14 protein-coding genes are annotated in these 16,706 nt (G+C 40.4%); 2 read left to right on the top strand and 12 right to left on the bottom strand.

All coding sequences use genetic code 11. The features are described 5' to 3' along the window. Positions 1-229: 229 nt before the first annotated feature. The 5 genes from A7A69_RS13325 to A7A69_RS16880 all read right to left on the bottom strand — a co-directional run bounded on the left by A7A69_RS13325 (position 230) and on the right by A7A69_RS16880 (position 3,467). Positions 230-676, bottom strand: a complete 447-nt coding sequence (locus A7A69_RS13325; RefSeq protein ID WP_120368523.1) for a DUF2147 domain-containing protein — start codon at positions 674-676, stop codon at positions 230-232. Positions 677-788: 112 nt separating this feature from the next. Beyond that, entirely contained in the window at positions 789-1,463 is a 675-nt protein-coding gene (locus A7A69_RS13320; protein WP_152878025.1) for an LrgB family protein, read from the bottom strand. 12 nt (positions 1,464-1,475) lie between these two features. Beyond that, a complete protein-coding gene (locus tag A7A69_RS13315) occupies positions 1,476-1,847 on the bottom strand; it encodes a hypothetical protein (protein WP_152878024.1) in 372 nt (123 codons plus the stop codon). 44 nt (positions 1,848-1,891) lie between these two features. Continuing rightward, positions 1,892-3,226, bottom strand: coding sequence for a ribosome rescue GTPase HflX (gene hflX, locus A7A69_RS13310; RefSeq protein WP_187349224.1), 1,335 nt, complete (start codon positions 3,224-3,226; stop codon positions 1,892-1,894). 103 nt (positions 3,227-3,329) lie between these two features. Further along, the gene (locus A7A69_RS16880) at positions 3,330-3,467 is read right to left on the bottom strand and encodes a hypothetical protein (RefSeq protein WP_241675260.1); all 138 of its coding nucleotides are present in this window, start codon (positions 3,465-3,467) and stop codon (positions 3,330-3,332) included. A 171-nt stretch (positions 3,468-3,638) separates the two neighbouring features. Here A7A69_RS16880 and A7A69_RS13305 point away from each other — a divergent pair, with 171 nt between their 5' ends. Further along, a complete protein-coding gene (locus A7A69_RS13305) occupies positions 3,639-4,445 on the top strand; it encodes a lysophospholipid acyltransferase family protein (protein WP_152878023.1) in 807 nt (268 codons plus the stop codon). Between the two features lie 38 nt (positions 4,446-4,483). Here A7A69_RS13305 and A7A69_RS13300 read toward each other — a convergent pair whose 3' ends face one another. Further along, positions 4,484-6,058, bottom strand: a complete 1,575-nt coding sequence (locus A7A69_RS13300) for a phospholipase D family protein (RefSeq protein WP_171500821.1) — start codon at positions 6,056-6,058, stop codon at positions 4,484-4,486. A gap of 189 nt (positions 6,059-6,247) precedes the next feature. On the opposite strand from A7A69_RS13300, the gene A7A69_RS13295 reads away from it, so the two are divergent. Next, positions 6,248-7,258, top strand: coding sequence for a metallophosphoesterase (locus tag A7A69_RS13295; RefSeq protein ID WP_152878022.1), 1,011 nt, complete (start codon positions 6,248-6,250; stop codon positions 7,256-7,258). 175 nt (positions 7,259-7,433) lie between these two features. On the opposite strand, the gene A7A69_RS13290 is transcribed toward A7A69_RS13295, so the two are convergent. The 6 genes from A7A69_RS13290 to leuS all read right to left on the bottom strand — a co-directional run bounded on the left by A7A69_RS13290 (position 7,434) and on the right by leuS (position 16,667). Beyond that, the gene (locus tag A7A69_RS13290) at positions 7,434-8,843 is read right to left on the bottom strand and encodes an efflux transporter outer membrane subunit (RefSeq protein WP_152878021.1); all 1,410 of its coding nucleotides are present in this window, start codon (positions 8,841-8,843) and stop codon (positions 7,434-7,436) included. Positions 8,844-8,854: 11 nt separating this feature from the next. Then, entirely contained in the window at positions 8,855-10,846 is a 1,992-nt protein-coding gene (locus tag A7A69_RS13285; protein ID WP_152878020.1) for a MacB family efflux pump subunit, read from the bottom strand. 2 nt (positions 10,847-10,848) lie between these two features. Then, complete coding sequence (locus A7A69_RS13280) at positions 10,849-12,201, bottom strand: MacA family efflux pump subunit (RefSeq protein ID WP_152878018.1); 1,353 nt, start codon at positions 12,199-12,201, stop codon at positions 10,849-10,851. A 102-nt stretch (positions 12,202-12,303) separates the two neighbouring features. Then, complete coding sequence (holA, locus tag A7A69_RS13275; RefSeq protein WP_152878016.1) at positions 12,304-13,293, bottom strand: DNA polymerase III subunit delta; 990 nt, start codon at positions 13,291-13,293, stop codon at positions 12,304-12,306. 23 nt (positions 13,294-13,316) lie between these two features. After that, the gene (locus A7A69_RS13270) at positions 13,317-13,844 is read right to left on the bottom strand and encodes an LPS-assembly lipoprotein LptE (RefSeq protein ID WP_120368532.1); all 528 of its coding nucleotides are present in this window, start codon (positions 13,842-13,844) and stop codon (positions 13,317-13,319) included. Positions 13,845-14,054: 210 nt separating this feature from the next. Then, a complete protein-coding gene (gene leuS, locus A7A69_RS13265) occupies positions 14,055-16,667 on the bottom strand; it encodes a leucine--tRNA ligase (protein ID WP_152878014.1) in 2,613 nt (870 codons plus the stop codon). Positions 16,668-16,706: the final 39 nt, after the last annotated feature.

Genomic DNA, 16,706 nt, shown 5'->3' with positions numbered 1-16,706 from the left:
CCATGAATCTTATAAATATCGACCCACTTATTTACAACACTCTTATGTATTTTGAAAACTTTACCAGTTGATTTGAAACCACCATCGTTAAGATAGTGATGCACAACTTTAAGTTTAAATTCTTGGGAATATTTAGCCATAGAAAAGCACCCTTCAAATTAGACTAAGTGTCCAACTTTCGGGGTGCAGTTCATTTGGTGACTTTTTTATGTTTCTGAATCTGTTGTTTTTATTCCTGACGAATCCAGATTTGAGTACGACCCAAAGCAGAAACACCAATATAGCCACGCAGTTGTAGTCGTTTTCCGTTTGGACTTAACTTGGCTTTCATGCTGTAAATTTTTCCACTTAAAGGATCAATAATTTTACCGCCTTTATAGTCCAGATCTTTATCATGTTGCAGTCCAGTTAAGACATCCATGCCCAAAATTGGTTTATTGGTATATGGTGCTGGACAGTTTACGCAATTTTCTTTTGGGGTATAACCAGGTCGTGGCGTAACTTTAATAATTTTGCCAATATACGCCCCATTTGAATCTTTACGAATTTCGATAAGTGCTTTAGATGATCCTGTTTTATCATCAATATTTTGCCATATCCCCGAAATGTCTTGTGCAAAAACCAAACTACTAAACCCTGATAATAAGACTGCCGCGACTAACTTAAGCTTTCGCATCTTTTAAATTCCTTTTCTGCGTAACCAGATAACTTTTTATGCCATAAATGACAACTACTCCAATATTAGGTGTAATTTAGTCTCTATTCAATGCTTATTTTTACTGCATAAGTTATATATTTTTCATGAAAAGTATAAAAGTTGGCAGCCAAATTGCAGTGAATACACCATTGATTGCCATTCCAAAAGCGGCATAACGACCTGCAACAGCACCACGTTGCCATGCTTGAGCTGTCCCAATAGCATGTGCTGCCAAGCCGAGAGCTAAACCTGATGCACGTTCATCGTTAATATGACGCAGAATAAGAGGGGAAAATGCTGCTCCAATCACACCTGATAAAATGACGATTAAAGTCACTAAAGTCAGTGGGGCGTGCAGTAAGGTTGCAATATTTAAAGCAATCGGAGTTGTGACTGCACGGGTGGCAAAAGCCAAAATAGTGGGTTCGGACATGTGCAGTAAATAGGCAAGCCCCATGGGTAAAGCAACTGCACTGGTGCTAGCAAAAATCAAAATTCCAACCATGGATTTGAGTGGTAAATCGTCATAGCGCATGGCTGCTAGTGGAATCGCAAGCGCCACCGTAACATAGCCCAATAAATGGCTAAATAAATTATTTACAGTGGTCATGTATTGCTCGTAAGGCATGCCTACAATAGACAAAATCGCCACTACAATACACATACCAAATACCAATAACGGTACTTGTGGCAGACGCTTATTTAAGGGTTTTGCACAAAGATAAGCGACTAATGTGATCAAAAAGCCATAAAGAACGGTTAACATATTTTGATCTCCCTAAAGCCAGTGTTTGGCCATTTTGGCGTAAATCCAGAGTGGAATCAGGGTGCTGATCACCAGTACTAATAAAAATAAGGGAATTTCCTTACCCATATGCACGAGCATCATCAATGAACCCGCACAAATGGGTAAAAAGGCAAATCCACTTTCTTTCATGATTTTATTGTTGGTATCGACCAGACGATTTGGAACTTTTTTAAATTTTCGCCAGATAAAAAGTACAATCAGAAGACTAATCAGTCCTGTCAAATTACCTAATTCAGGATGGTTAAAAACCCCCATAATCAAGACAGAGCCTTCTCGAAATACAATAATCAGCGCAATAGTTGCTAACCATGCCAACCAGTCGATCTGTTTTAACCTATCCATGTTGCTCGTCTATTTATCATTTGAATAATCACGTTTTAACCGATCTAGGATTTGATTTCAAATTCTTCGAGTGGTCGTTTAAATTGGCTGGCGCGTTCACCCAAAATTTCTTCAAGCGGTAAATGTGCTTGGCGAATCAATTGTTCAAGTTTATGAGGTGCGATGGAAACCTTTAAATGCAGCTTGCCCGCATCATCATAATGCTCACTTTGAATCACATTTAGCGCATAAAGTTGGGTGCGTAATTTGCCATAAGCAGGTTTTAAATGAAGTTCAAACTCTTGTAGTTGACCCATTAAACATTCTTGTACTGCTTGTTTAAGTAAGTCTAATCCTTGTCCTGAATGTGCAGATACATAAACCCGATCAGGTAAATGAGGTTCAGCATAAATAATTTTGGACTCATCACCACTTAGGTCAATTTTGTTATACACCCTTAAAACAAGTGCATCTGCTCCAATTTCTTTGAGTACACCTTCGACCGCTTCAATTTGTTCATGCATATCGGGACTATGGCTATCAATGACATGCAGTAATAGTGTGGCTTCAAGAGTTTCTTCTAGCGTGGCTTTAAACGATTCAACCAGATCATGTTGCAAGTCACGAACAAAACCGACTGTATCTGCCAGTACTACTGTACCAATCCCATTCCATTGTAAACGGCGTAATGTTGGATCAAGCGTTGCAAATAATTGATCTGCGGCATAAACATCACTGTTAGCCAAGATATTAAAGAGTGATGATTTACCAGCGTTGGTATAGCCAACAAGTGACACGGTAGGAATAGCGGCTTTTTGTCGTGCTGCGCGGCCTTGTATACGGGTTTGCTGTACTTTAACCAATTTATCTTTTAGTTGGGTAATACGTACTTTAATTAAACGACGATCAGTTTCAAGTTGGGTTTCACCAGGTCCTTTGAGTCCAATCCCGCCTTTTTGTTGCTCAAAGCCTGCTGCCCAACCGCGTATCAGACGAGTAGATAAATATTTGAGCTGTGCGAGTTCGACTTGTAATTTCCCTTCATGTGTACGAGCGCGTTGTGCAAAAATATCCAGAATCAACCCTGTGCGGTCTATAACCCGACATTTCATGATCTTTTCCAGATTGCGCTCTTGTGCAGGAGAAAGTGAATGATCAAAAATCACCAGTTCAGCTTCTAGACTCTCTACGAGTTGAGTAATTTCTTCGGCTTTGCCTGAGCCAATAAAAAACTTAGGATCAGGTCTATTACGCTGAACGGTGATGTGTTGAAGCAAGGTAGCCCCTGCGGATTGGGCAAGCAGGCGAAACTCCTCAATATCTAGATCGTCTAGCATATTGACAGCTACACTGACCAGAATGACACGTTCCCTTTGTTGTACTTGTCCTGAATGTTCCACAGATGACTAAACTCGTTTAATTAAAATGTCATGCTAAGATAACCCGAGCAGTCATTTGAATCTAGTTTTATAGCCGAAATGACTAGATTAAAAGATGCAATAGCTAGATCAAATTGCGAAAGACTTGGGCAGTTAGAATCATGGCACCTGCATATAAAATTGAACAACCCAAAATTTGAGCTAAAGTTATTGCTATTGACGCTATAGAATATTGATGGTGTTTCACTGGAGTAGTATGCATGGCATGGCTCCTTTTAATCTTTAATTTCGATAAACAAATAATAATCAATCGCAATAATAAATAGAAATTGAATTTTTAAATGTTCTTGTTCGGTTTTTATCATCAATGCAAGCTGATCAAGTTCAGTATAAAATGGGATGAATTTGCAATTTAAACAAAAATGATATTTTTATGGCTCAATCCAAACCTATGTCCTCAACGAACTTAAATCCTGTAGAAAAAGTTTTTTTATATAGTAAAAAAATGGCGACAGGTTTAGGTGTGATCGGTGAAGGCTTTTATCTGGTCTATCGTCATCGACTGTATAAAAATCCAAATAATCCACTTAATACGCGCTATGTTCAGTATTTTTGTCGTCAATTGTGCAAAGTTTTTAATATTGATGTTGAAGTACACGGCACAATTCCACGTAACCCATCATTATGGGTGAGTAATCATATTTCATGGCTAGATGTCGCAGTATTAGGTTCTGGCGCACGGGTTTTCTTTTTGGCTAAAGCAGAAATTGAAAACTGGCCTGTATTAGGCAAATTGGCAAAGGGCGGCGGTACATTATTTATTAAGCGTGGTTCAGGAGATTCGATTCGGATTCGGGAACAAATCGCGGATTTTCTAAGAAAAGACATTCCAGTTTTATTTTTTCCAGAAGCGACAACGACCGATGGGAAAAGTATCAAACGAGTGCATGGGCGTATTTTAGGTGCTGCGATTGAAGCGCAACGTCCTGTGCAAGTATGTTTAATTTGCTATGTCAATCTACAAGGTGAGCTAGACACCGTTGCGCCATTTATTGGTGAAATGACCTTTGCTGAACATATGCAACAGGTGTTGGAAATGCCGAAAGTGACGGCGCATTTGTTGACTTTACCTGAAATTGAAGTGGCGGGTCATACGGTCACTAGCTTAACAGCAGAGGTTCAGAGAAAAATGGAACAAGGGCTAAAAGAGCTGCACACGAAAGTACTGACTCCTAAATAAGCTGATTATGTATTGAAGGATGTATAGGATTGTTTAAATCACATAAATCCTTCAAGTGGTAGCCAGGATATTATTTTGACGCCTGCACGTTGCCACCATTTCATGCGTGGTTCTTTTTTATAAATTTTAGTGCTAGTTGGAGTCTGACGATACCAATTGATATTGTGATTGGCATCTAGCACTAGTTTATAAGCATAATGCGTCAGTTGTTGGTCCATAGTTTGGTGAATGCTTTTTGCCAAAGTCGGACTATTTAAAACGACTCCAATTTCAGTATTTAAATAGGCTGAACGTGGATCGAAATTAAAAGAACCAATAAACACTTGTTTTTGATCAAGTGTCATCATTTTTGCATGCAGACTTGAATTACTTAAGCCTTTCAGACTAATTTTGGCTTCTTTTGCCAGTTCTTTGGTATTTTTATTTAAATCTTCTTCATCTAAGCTTGGTAAAAATTCATAAAGTTGTACACCATTTTCCAGCAATTCCTTACGGTATTTGCCATAAAAGGCATGCACCACAGAAACATCATTGGCTTTAAAAGAATTGGTGAGTACTCGAACTTGTACGCCATTTTGTGCCAGTTCACTTAAATGTTTTGCACCTTGTTTTTCTGGAACAAAATAAGCGGAAACTAAATCAATATTTTCTTCTGGCTTCTCCAGATTTTTGATCAACTGGAAATTGAGGTGTTGTTCTTTTTTTGCTTTAGCGCGAATTTTATCTGGAGAGTCCTTTACAACCTTAGCCTGAACCCAATCAAATTGAATATTGCTATTGAACCATTGATCAAAGGCATGTGAACGTGCAGCTAGATCAAGATAGTTTTGAACATTCGCCAATTCATAGTGATCATCTAACTGTTGTTTCAACTCTGGATAACGTAAATAATGAGTTTTGGTGTTGACGATATTGATGACAGAGTAGGCATACTTATCATTCCAGTAATCGTCAAAAGAGTGAACAATGTCATCGACAGCAGATCCAACCAACATGACATCGACATCGGAAAATTGATAATTATCACTACTATTATAATATTGGTTGGTCATATTACGACCACCAATCAATGCGATCTGATCATCGGCAATGAAGCTTTTATTATGCATACGACGATTGATACGTTTTAAATCCAGTACCATATCAATTGCGCGAAACTTACGAAAACGATAAGGATTAAAGAGTTTAACTTCAATATTTTGATGTTGCGACAATGCCAGTAAAACACCTTCCATTTGTTTTGCATTGTTATCATCAATCAACAAACGTACTTTTACGCCCCGATCTGCAGCTCGAATAATGGCATGTAAAGCCAAAGCGCCAACGCGGTCGTTGTCCCAAATATAGTATTGCAGGTCTAGGCTTTTCTCTGCTTTATCAATCAACTTTAAACGTGCAGTAAGTGCTTCGAGAGGATCATAAAGTAAGTGATAACCTGTAAGTCCAGGATTTTGCTGACGTAAAGGTTGTACTACTTTGGCAAGCGTGGTTTGTGATGTATCCACTTGGCTTGCCAACTGGATGACTTCAGGGCCAGCTTTGGGGAGTGTACTACAGCCGCTCAAGTTCAATACCAGCATATAGCCGATGCCGAGCAAAAAGTGTCTGCTCATCTGCTTTTTTCCAGCGAAATTAGGGTATTGTGTAGATAAGCGGAATGTTTTTACCATAGTGTATGCATACAATAATGTGGCCTAGAGTATAATTCTTGACTAGCCAAAGATAAACAACTGAAACAAAATCGCCATCCTGATGAGCCTTTCAGTGTTTAAGATGCTATTTAAGATCAATTGAGAATAGCTATGTGGGATTTTAATTCGATTATTTTTTATTTCTATCTGATTTTTGTTGTTCTTGCAATATGGGCGATTTCGCAAGCTTGGCGTAGTCAAGCTTGCACTGAAACGATTCATCCGTTTAAAGCCTTTGTACATTTACTGGTTTTCTATTTATCTTATTTACTTTTCCCTTTAATTGTTTTTAGTGTTTATGCGGGATGGTCAGGTTACTTTTCTTTGCATCAAAGTATTTTCATCTTTCTATTAAGTACATTTCTGATTTATGCACGTTTTATCGAACCGCATCTGGTGCATGTGCGGCAGCATCAGTATCGTTTAAATCCAGATCAACCTTTTACAAAATCTGTCAAAGTAGCTTTGATTGCTGATTTACATGTAGGTTTATATTCTGGTCATGAGCGTCAATTACGTATTATTGTAGAGAAGCTGAATGAGGTAGAACCTGATATTGTAGTGGTTGCAGGGGATTGGACCTATGAGCCTGAACATAAACTTGCTGAAGAATTAGCCGTATTACGTCAAATAAAAGCGCCTGTTTATTCTGTACCCGGAAATCATGATGAACAATATCCTGGACCGCCAATTCAAGAATTACTGAAACATGCGCTAGATGTGAATGATGTCATTGACATAGAAGGAAAAATTGTTGAGTTTGATGAATTTCGTTTGATTGGAATTGGGGACTTATGGGCAGGTAAAACGGATATGCGTTTTATGCCTGAATTACCACAAGATAAACCGTGGCTGATTTTATCGCATAACCCAGATACGGTAGATATGGTACCCGAATTACCTCTGCGTCCTTTAATGCTTTCAGGGCATACGCATGGAGGGCAAGTTGAACTTCCATGGATTACCAATTACATCATGAAAAAAGTTTCGATTTTGGGGCATAAGAAAGGGTTTTATGAGCATGATCATGCTGATGTTTTTGTGACTGTGGGGACAGGAATGGTGGGAATTCCATTTCGGTTTCGAGTACCGCCCACAATTGATATTATTGAGTTGATTTAAAGTCGTCCCATGTATTTTGATAGCTGTAAATCTGGGAATTCATCTTTAGATTAGAGTTTAATATTTTTATTAATAACACTCTTTTAAAGGTGAGAACAAATCAACCTTATTTAGAGGAGACGTAGATGTATATTAAAAAAAAACGACCTATCATTAGGTCGTTTTTTACATGTATTTATTGTGGGTTAAGCTGTTCTATAGGCGAACCGCCTAAGGCTTGCATCAAAGTAACATAAGCATTGTATTGATTCTGCTTAGTATTGACCAGACTCAAACGTGCAGAACGTGTAGTTTCCTGTTGATCCAACAAGTTTTTTAATGCGACTGCGCCGTTACGATAACGTACATCAGTTAAACGCTCGGCTTTTTCTGCAAGCGCCAAATTGCGTTGTTGTAACTGAACTTGTTTATCTAATTCGGTGCGTGCCGAAAGTGAATTTTCAACATCGGCAAATGCCTGATACAAAGTCTGACGATATTGAATAATGGCTTTTTCATAATCCAACTGACTAATTGCAATATTCTTTTTCATATCATTATATTGCAAAAAAGGTAAGCTCAAACTAGCACCTAGAGTCAGGGCAGGGTTTTTGATTAACTCAGTCAAAGAGGTACTACTCGAACCCAGATTTCCAGTTAAATTTATAGAGGGATAATAACTTGCAGTGGTAGCATCTTTGGTTGCTAGACTTTCACGCAGGCGCAGTTCTGACGCTCTTAAATCAGGGCGGCGCGATAATATATCCGCAGGTAAGCCTGCTGCAATCTGCGGTAAGCTGACTTGTGGCAGACGTTGGGGTTCTTGCAAATTTAACTGTTGTACAGGAATATGAAGTAACACAGCGATGGCAGTACGCGTTTCGACCAGACTTTGCTGAATTTGACTTAAATTGGCTTTTTGACTTTGTACTGATTGCTCGGCTTGAGTCAGATCTAAACCTGAAACAGCACCAGCTTTATACTGGCTATTCACTAAACTATACAGTTTCTCAGAAGTTGCCAGACTTTGTTTTGCCGTTGCCAGACTTTCATTCAGATAAGCCAGTTGCCAGTAGAGTTTTGCGGTTGTTCCAATCAAGGTTTGGGCGGTCGCCTGTAAATCTTGTTCAGTGGCTAAAGCTTCCCATTTTGAGGCTTCAGTCTGACGTGCCAATTTACCAAATAAATCTAGTTCATAACTGACACCTGCACTTAAAGATAAACCTTGTGAGCTGTCATCACCAGAGTTGAGATCAATTCGATGTCCCGCCGAGACCCCTGAACTTACTCGTGGGCCTTGTTGATCGGCTGCTAAACCTGCTTTTAAACGCGCCTGTTGGATTGCAATTCCTGCAACAGCCAAGTCAGTATTTTTAGCAATGACTTGATCTACCAATTGATTCAATTGTGGATCACCAAACAATGCCCACCAATGATCTGCATAGCGGTCAAAAGTTGTATTTTTAGCAGTTTGATCATATTGGAACTGTTGTGGCGTTTGCACGGTCGGTGTCTGATATGGCGTTTTAACAACAGCAGCACAACCGACGAGGGTAGATGAAGCAATGATGAGAGCACATAACGGGGTTAATTTAGATAATGACATAATGCTTCCTATTATTCTCGTGCCAACGCTGCAACAGGGTCGAGTTTTGCGGCATTCTTTGCAGGTAAAAATCCAAAAACCACACCAATAAGCGTAGAACATACAAATGCGGCAATAATAGATGTGGTCGAATATGCAACTGCAAAGTTCCCCGCAGCGACTTTATTAATCAGTTGTCCTAAACCAAGTGATAAAAGCACGCCAAGTACACCGCCAATTAAGCACACCAAAATTGCTTCAATTAAAAACTGCTGCAAAATATCACTTTGTCGCGCACCAACCGCCATCCGAACCCCGATTTCCTGAGTACGTTCTGTCACGGATACCAGCATAATATTCATCACGCCGATCCCCCCGACCACCAGTGAAATCACGGCAATCGCAGACACAAGCAAGGTCATGGTGCTGGTAGTTTTTTCAATGGTTTGGCGGATACTGTCACTGTTCATGGTGAAAATATCTTGTTGACCATGTCTTAAGGTCAATAAGTTCACAATGGCATTTTCCGCTGCACTGGTTGAGTATTGATCATTAATCCGAACAATGATATTGCGCACATTGGCTTGACCTAACATACGACTCATGACTGTGGTATAGGGCATATACACGTTTAGCGTATCATCTGAGCCCATTGCACTGGTCTGCGGTTCTACAATTCCAATAATACGTGCAGGCACACTTCCAAGTAAGACAACTTGTCCAATTGGATTGCTTCCATCGGCAAAAAATTGTTTTTGAGTATTGGTATCAATCACAACATCCTGAGTGCGTTCATGCACGCTACGTCCATCAAAACTTTGACCATCTTTAAAGATTAAGCCTTTTACATCAAAATAGTCATTACCTACGCCGTTAATGGTCGCATTGGCTTCATTTTCCTGATAACGAATTGTTTTTGAGGTGCTAACCATCGGTGTAACAGCACTGACATAGGGCTGTGTCGCCAAGGCATCTGCATCGGCAGGAACCAATGTTTTAAAGCTTGCTGTCTTAGAGTTATCACCAAAACCACGGCCCTGAAAGACAGTAATGGTATTGGTTCCAAGACTGCTAATATTTTCCAGAATCTGCTTTTGCGAGCCATTACCCAGAGCTACAACCGTGACCACCGAAGCAATCCCGATGATAATGCCAAGCATGGTTAAAAATGTACGCATTCGATGCGCGTTCATGGACAGTAAAGCCATTTGGAATGCTTCAGAAAGTCGATCTAGTACAGAACGTAAAGCCGAAACACTTTTGCCTTTGGCTTGTTTATTGGCAAGCGCAGGAGCGGCATCTGGGTCTGTATTGAGTTCACTTTCATATTCTGGGGTATTGGCACGGTCTGCAATGATCTCGCCATCACTGATTTCAATGATTCGGGTGGCATTTTTAGCGACCTGCATATCATGAGTAACGATGATAACCGTATGACCCGCAGCATTGAGCTCTCTTAGAATCCGCATCACCTCGACACCGCTATGCGAGTCGAGTGCGCCTGTTGGCTCATCGGCCAGAATAACATCACCACCATTCATGAGCGCACGAGCAATGGAAACCCTTTGCTGCTGACCGCCAGATAATTGACTTGGGCGATTTTGAGTCTTGCTTGCCAAGCCCAATTCTGTCAATAAAGCACTCGCTCGTTGCTTGCGCTCTGCGGGATTTACCCCTGCATAGATGGCAGGGACTTCGACATTACCTTCGGCGGTTAAATCACTTAGTAGATGATAACGTTGGAAAATAAAGCCAAAATATTCGCGACGTAATTTTGCTAAATCATCAGGTTCTAGTTTGCCTGTTTCCTGACCATTGACTTTATAACTACCACTGGTCGGACGATCCAGACAGCCCAGAATATTCATCAGGGTTGATTTGCCAGAGCCTGATTGACCAACAATGGCAACTAATTCACCCTCATAAATTGTGAGGTTAATGTCTTTTAAGATTTGAACGGTGCTATCGCCAGCGGGGAACTCTCGTACCAGATTGCTGACTTCAAGCAAAGCTTGTTGAGTCATGCTTACATTCCCATTGGTCCACGACGACGATTACCACTATTGGCAGAAGCGGCTGAAGTATCAGAGCTATCGGCAATAATGACCTGATCACCTTGTTTTAAACCTGCAAGGACTTGTGCATTGACACGGTTATTAATGCCAACTAGCACTTGCTTCGGTTGAGCAGAACCATCTGCTTGTAAAATACGAACAACGCTTAAACTGGCTTTACCATCTGCAACTGCCTGTTTTTGTTCCGCGTTTAAATTTAGGCGTTCAAAACTTGGGGTGTTTTTGTCTTTATCACGTTGTTTATGTTCTGCATTTGGTGTTGAAGCTCCCGCAGTTTGAGTGTGAGCTGTACGATTTTGTGCGCCTGCTGGTCGACTAGATAATGCAGAAGATGGCACCAATAAAGCATTTTTTACTGAATCCAGTACGATATAGACTTGTGCCGTCATATCAATACGTAATTTGCCATCTTCATTGGGTACATCAAATAAAGCATTATAGTAAATCGCACTGCTGCTGCTTGAGCTTGAAGAACTGGATGAGTTACTTGATTCTGTTGCAATAGAATCAGGTGCTGGCTCAATTTGACGTAACGTTGCATAGCGTTTTTTATCATCACCCAATGTCGTGAAATAGACCTGCTGACCTTTTTCGACTTTCATAATGTCTGCTTCACTGACCTGAGCTTTGATGGTCATATTTTGCAATTTTGCAATTTTGACAATAGTTGGTGCAGACTGATTGGCGTTTACGGTTTGACCTTCTTCCGTCACAATCGCAACCACCGTACCATCAGTCGGCGCGACAATTTGAGTATAACCAATATTCGTCTGCGCCGTTGAGCGAGTGACTTTGGCAGATTCAATTTGAGCATCGAGAGCTTTAATTTGAGCTAGGGCCGTTTTATATGCAGCTTCAGCGGATTCTAACTCTGCTTTTGAAGTGGCATCCTGTGCATACATCTGTTGTTGACGACGAAATTCCAGTTGTTTCTCATTTAAATTTGCTTCTTGCTGTAAACGTTGCGCTTCTAAGTTCTTAATATTCGCATCGGCAGTTTTTAAGCTGTTTTCCTGAGTGGTCGAGTCAATTTGTGCAATGAGTTGACCTTGTTTGACTTCATCTCCCAATTGCACATACATTTTTTTGACCTGACCAGACACCTGCGCACCCACACTAATCAGGCGTGTGGCATCCAGTGTTCCTGTCGCCAAAACTGTATTTTCCAGATCGCCGCGAGAAACTGTTTCGGTAATGTATTGGGGCTGCTGTTGTTTTGGTTTGAGGAAAGTCCAAGCGAGTGCAGCGACAATGGCGACACAAACCAACGCAATCATTATTTTAGACGCTTTTATTTTTGGCATAGCAATATCAGGAGATTGTAATAACTTGCGCCTAGTATAGAAGTGAATTAAGGATAAAACGTGAATATTTTTATTGATTTAATGCAATAAAGCGAAGCGGTGTTAATGTGAAAACAATGTTTTTCCACAGAGCTCAGCAATACCCTGCTGAATGAGATGTTCAGGATTTTCTTTAGACATCCCTTTAATCGCAGCATCAATCTGCAGAAGCATCGTTGGCCAGCTTAAAAATTGTTGCGGATTTAAACGACGCAGTGCTTGTTGATAATGAGCAACTTTGGTTTTCCAAATTCCTAGTTGTAGCGCATTTTGAGGCTGTTCAAATAGTTGCATCAAGAGCCGCATTTCTTTACTTAGCGTCCATAAAATCAAACTATGTGGCTCGCCAGAAGCAACTAGATACTGAAAAATTTTAATGGATTGTGCCAGATTGCCTTCAAGTAAAGCATCACTTAAATCATAGGTGGTGTAACGTGATTGATCCTGCAAACAGGCATAGAGCTGTTCAATCTGAATGAGTGAGTGATCTGGAAAAGTATCATTTACCCGCATTAAGCTATTTTTGGCAGCCAATAAATTATGTTCATGATGCTGCATGAGCCATGCCCAAGCATCCCGATCAAGTTGAATCCCCAATTTTTCAGCTTCAACCGTTAAAATACGTTGACGATCCTGAGGATACGCAGCAGTTAAAGGAACGACAACGCCATTGGCTTCTACAGTCTGAAAAAATGCGGACTTTAAGCTTGAACTATCTTGTTTGGGTAAAATAATCAGTAAAAGATTGGACTCATTATGTTGTAAATAACTTTTGAGTTGTTTAAGCCCATTTGCATCAGGTTTGATATTGCCATGTACTTCAATGGCAAGTTGTTGTGAAAATAAGGAAAGGCTATTTAAAGCATTAAAAACAGTTTTCCAGTCATTTACACTACTGATGTCATAACGCTGACGTTCAATTTCTTGTTGTTGCCAACATTTACGGAATACATCGAGCAGGTTCTGTTCAAGTAAAGGTTCCTGCCCATGCAAAATCCATGCACCACGTGCTTCGGCAGCACGTTTTAATGCTTGTAAATAATCTAGTTTCATAATCGATCAACACAAAGATACATTTAGTTGGATGTACTCTGTGGCGTGACTTTAGGTAAACGGTTGGCAGAAATCTGACGCGCAATCTGTTGTGCTATATCATCAATGACAATATCGTCCAAATAGCTTTCTTCCTGATTTTCCGTATTTACGGTGGCCAAGTCATATTGATAACTACGTGCAGCGGTTAAAGTACGTGGCTCAGTAATCGGGTTGCCTTGATGATCTTCAATTTGGAAGGTAACGGTCAAACGTAATAAAACTTCGGTCAGTTTTCCATTTAATAACTGACGGCGAGGTGTATATTCAAGTACACGCAAAGTATACGCATCACTGGCATTACTCAGTTGTACGCCGCTTGCAGCCAAATAAACACTGAGTTGTTTTTCTAGTTCATCTGTTTTTTTAGGTAAAGCAAGATTTAACTTCTGATAAGCGAGAGGTGCGGCAGTCGGATTGGTTCCTTTTAAATAAAAACCACCACAGCCAACCAAGCCTGCACTTAGACCTAAAGTTAATACAACAGTTGCAACACGTTGAACTAAATGCATGGTTTATCCTCATGTATTCCAAAATATTTGGAATATTTAATTTTTTAAAATTCACGACATTTTAGAATCAAAGCCCATTGAATGACAACGGGCTTTGTTTGGGTTTTGTTTATTGCATTTAGTCCCCCTCTTTTTAAAGAGGGGTTAGGGGAGATTTTTCCATAAAATCTCTCCAAACCTCCCTTTTAGAAAGGGAGACTTAAAAGCTTTTTAAACCACTAAATTTACCAACTTATTTGGCACAACAATTTCTTTTTTGGTTGGACCAGTTAAAAATTGTTGAACTTCTGGTAATGCTTTGGCTTGCGCCAATAACTCATCTTTTGAGATATCGACGGAAACTTCTAACTTACCACGTAATTTCCCATTGACTTGTACCACAATGGTTTGCGTGTTTCGAGTCAATGCTGACTCATCAAGTACAGGAAATGTAACCTGAACTAAATCAAGACCAAATTGGCTCAATAAGGTCTGACTTAAATGTGGTGCAAATGGTGCAAGCAAGGTCAGAAGTGTAGTAATCGCTTCACCTAATACCGCAGAATCATTATCGTTTTGTGCTTCAAACTTATTGCTGGCATTCAGTAATTCCATCAATGCTGCAATAGCGGTGTTGAAGGCATGACGACGTTCAATATCATCACCCACTTTCTGAATCGTTTCATGGGTTTTACGACGTAAATCCTGAGCATCCTTAGACAGATTGGTTGTATCAATCGCCGTTGCCTGATGACCTTGTTCAAGAAAACCAGCAGCTAAACGCCAAACTCGTTTCAGGAAGCGGTTTGCACCTTCAACACCCGCATCTGACCATTCTAATGATTGATCTGGTGGGGCAGCAAACATCATAAATACGCGAGCGGTATCGGCACCGTATTGGTCAATAATCGCTTGTGGGTCAATGCCGTTATTTTTCGACTTAGACATTTTTTCTTGTCCGCCGACAACGACTTCCTGACCATCACCTGAATATTTCGCAGAAAGGATACGTCCTTTTTCATCTTTTTCTAAGATAATGTCAGCAGGATTAAACCAAGTTTTCTTGCCATTTTCAGCTTCACGATAAAAGGTATCAGCTAAGACCATACCTTGTGTTAACAAGTTAGTGAATGGTTCGTTACCTTGTACCACACCTTCATCACGCATCAATTTATGGAAGAAACGTGCATAAAGTAAATGCAGAATGGCATGTTCTACACCACCAATATATTGGTTGACTGGTAGCCAATTTTGCGCGGCTTCAGGTTTGACCATACCACCTGTAAAGTCAGGTGATGCATAACGTGCATAATACCAAGATGATTCTACGAAAGTGTCTAGTGTGTCTGTTTCTCGACGAGCATTACCGCCACAGCTTGGACATTTGGTTTCATAAAATTCAGGCATTTTATTGAGTGGATTTCCCGAACCATCTGGAACAACATCGGTTGGCAATACCACGGGCAATTGATCTTCTGGAACAGGGACTTGACCGCATTTTTCACAGTTGATCATTGGAATTGGGCAACCCCAATACCGTTGACGAGAAACACCCCAGTCACGTAAGCGGAATTGGACTTTAGCATTTGCTAAAGTTTGTGGTTCCAGTTTTGCAAGGAAAGCATCAAATGCCGCCTGAAAATCTAAACCATCAAATTCACCAGAATTGACAAGTTTACCTTCTTTTGAACCGTACCATTCTTGCCACTCAGAAGCAGAGTAATCAGTATCATCTGTACCTTTGGCATCAATCACTTGTTTAATTGGTAAGTTAAATTTATTCGCAAATTCAAAATCACGTTCGTCATGTGCAGGAACTGCCATCACAGCGCCTGAACCGTATGACATTAAGACATAGTTTGCGATCCACACAGGAACAGCTTCACCAGTGACAGGATGCTTTACAAAAAGCCCTGTTGCCATGCCTTTCTTTTCAGCAGTGGCTAAATCGGCTTCAGCAACAGATCCCATACGGCATTCTTCGATAAATGCGGCAAGGGTAGAATTATTTTCGGCTGCTTTCATTGCCATTGGGTGCTCTGCTGCAATCGCAACATAGGTCACACCCATTAAAGTATCAGGACGAGTGGTATAAACCGTTAAACCATCTGCATCTGCGGAAGGGAAGGTAATGTCCATCCCTGTTGAACGACCAATCCAGTTACGTTGCATGGTCAAGACTTGTTGTGGCCAACCATCCTTTAATGTATCTAAGTCGTCTAATAATTCTTGTGCATAATCCGTAATGCGGAAGTAATACATTGGAATATCACGTTTTTCGACCAATGCACCTGAACGCCAACCACGACCATTTTCAACTTGTTCGTTGGCTAAAACCGTTTGATCAACTGGATCCCAGTTTACAGTTGATAATTTACGGTAGATCAAACCTTTTTTATAAAGCTGAACGAATAACCATTGTTCCCAGTGATAATATTCAGGGGTACAAGTTGCAAATTCACGATCCCAATCCACAGACAAGCCCAATTTTTTCAATTGGTCACGCATATAAGCGATATTTTCAAAAGTCCATTTTGCAGGGGCAACTTTGTGTGCAATTGCCGCATTTTCAGCAGGTAGACCAAAGGCATCCCAGCCCATGGGTTGTAAAACAGTTTCACCTTTTAAACGGTGAAAACGGCTAATTACATCGCCAATTGTATAGTTACGCACATGCCCCATGTGCAGTTTGCCACTTGGATAAGGGAACATCGAGAGGATATATCGATGTTTACCTTCAACAGTGTCTGCAACTTTAAATGCCTTGCGAGTTTCCCAGTCTTGTTGAACTTGAGCTTCGATAGCACTGGCTTGATATTCGGGGTCAATGTGAGATGTAGTCATAAACGTATTAAGGACAACAATATAAAGTTAAAAAATATT

Origin of the sequence: Acinetobacter guerrae (assembly GCF_009372255.1) — a bacterium.
GTDB lineage: Bacteria > Pseudomonadota > Gammaproteobacteria > Pseudomonadales > Moraxellaceae > Acinetobacter > Acinetobacter guerrae.
Note: the sequence above shows the minus strand (reverse complement) of the source record. Positions and strands in the feature narration are given on the sequence as shown.

Excerpts from the sequence above, each read along its gene's own strand:
- A7A69_RS13325 (WP_120368523.1), bottom strand. The coding sequence starts at position 676 with ATGCGAAAGCTTAAGTTAGTCGCGGCAGTCTTATTATCAGGGTTTAGT.
- A7A69_RS13320 (WP_152878025.1), bottom strand. The coding sequence starts at position 1,463 with ATGTTAACCGTTCTTTATGGCTTTTTGATCACATTAGTCGCTTATCTT.
- A7A69_RS13315 (WP_152878024.1), bottom strand. The coding sequence starts at position 1,847 with ATGGATAGGTTAAAACAGATCGACTGGTTGGCATGGTTAGCAACTATT.
- A7A69_RS16880 (WP_241675260.1), bottom strand. The coding sequence starts at position 3,467 with ATGCATACTACTCCAGTGAAACACCATCAATATTCTATAGCGTCAATA.
- A7A69_RS13305 (WP_152878023.1), top strand. The coding sequence starts at position 3,639 with ATGGCTCAATCCAAACCTATGTCCTCAACGAACTTAAATCCTGTAGAA.
- A7A69_RS13300 (WP_171500821.1), bottom strand. The coding sequence starts at position 6,058 with ATGAGCAGACACTTTTTGCTCGGCATCGGCTATATGCTGGTATTGAAC.
- A7A69_RS13295 (WP_152878022.1), top strand. The coding sequence starts at position 6,248 with ATGTGGGATTTTAATTCGATTATTTTTTATTTCTATCTGATTTTTGTT.
- A7A69_RS13290 (WP_152878021.1), bottom strand. The coding sequence starts at position 8,843 with ATGTCATTATCTAAATTAACCCCGTTATGTGCTCTCATCATTGCTTCA.
- A7A69_RS13285 (WP_152878020.1), bottom strand. The coding sequence starts at position 10,846 with ATGACTCAACAAGCTTTGCTTGAAGTCAGCAATCTGGTACGAGAGTTC.
- A7A69_RS13280 (WP_152878018.1), bottom strand. The coding sequence starts at position 12,201 with ATGCCAAAAATAAAAGCGTCTAAAATAATGATTGCGTTGGTTTGTGTC.
- holA (WP_152878016.1), bottom strand. The coding sequence starts at position 13,293 with ATGAAACTAGATTATTTACAAGCATTAAAACGTGCTGCCGAAGCACGT.
- A7A69_RS13270 (WP_120368532.1), bottom strand. The coding sequence starts at position 13,844 with ATGCATTTAGTTCAACGTGTTGCAACTGTTGTATTAACTTTAGGTCTA.
- leuS (WP_152878014.1), bottom strand. The coding sequence starts at position 16,667 with ATGACTACATCTCACATTGACCCCGAATATCAAGCCAGTGCTATCGAA.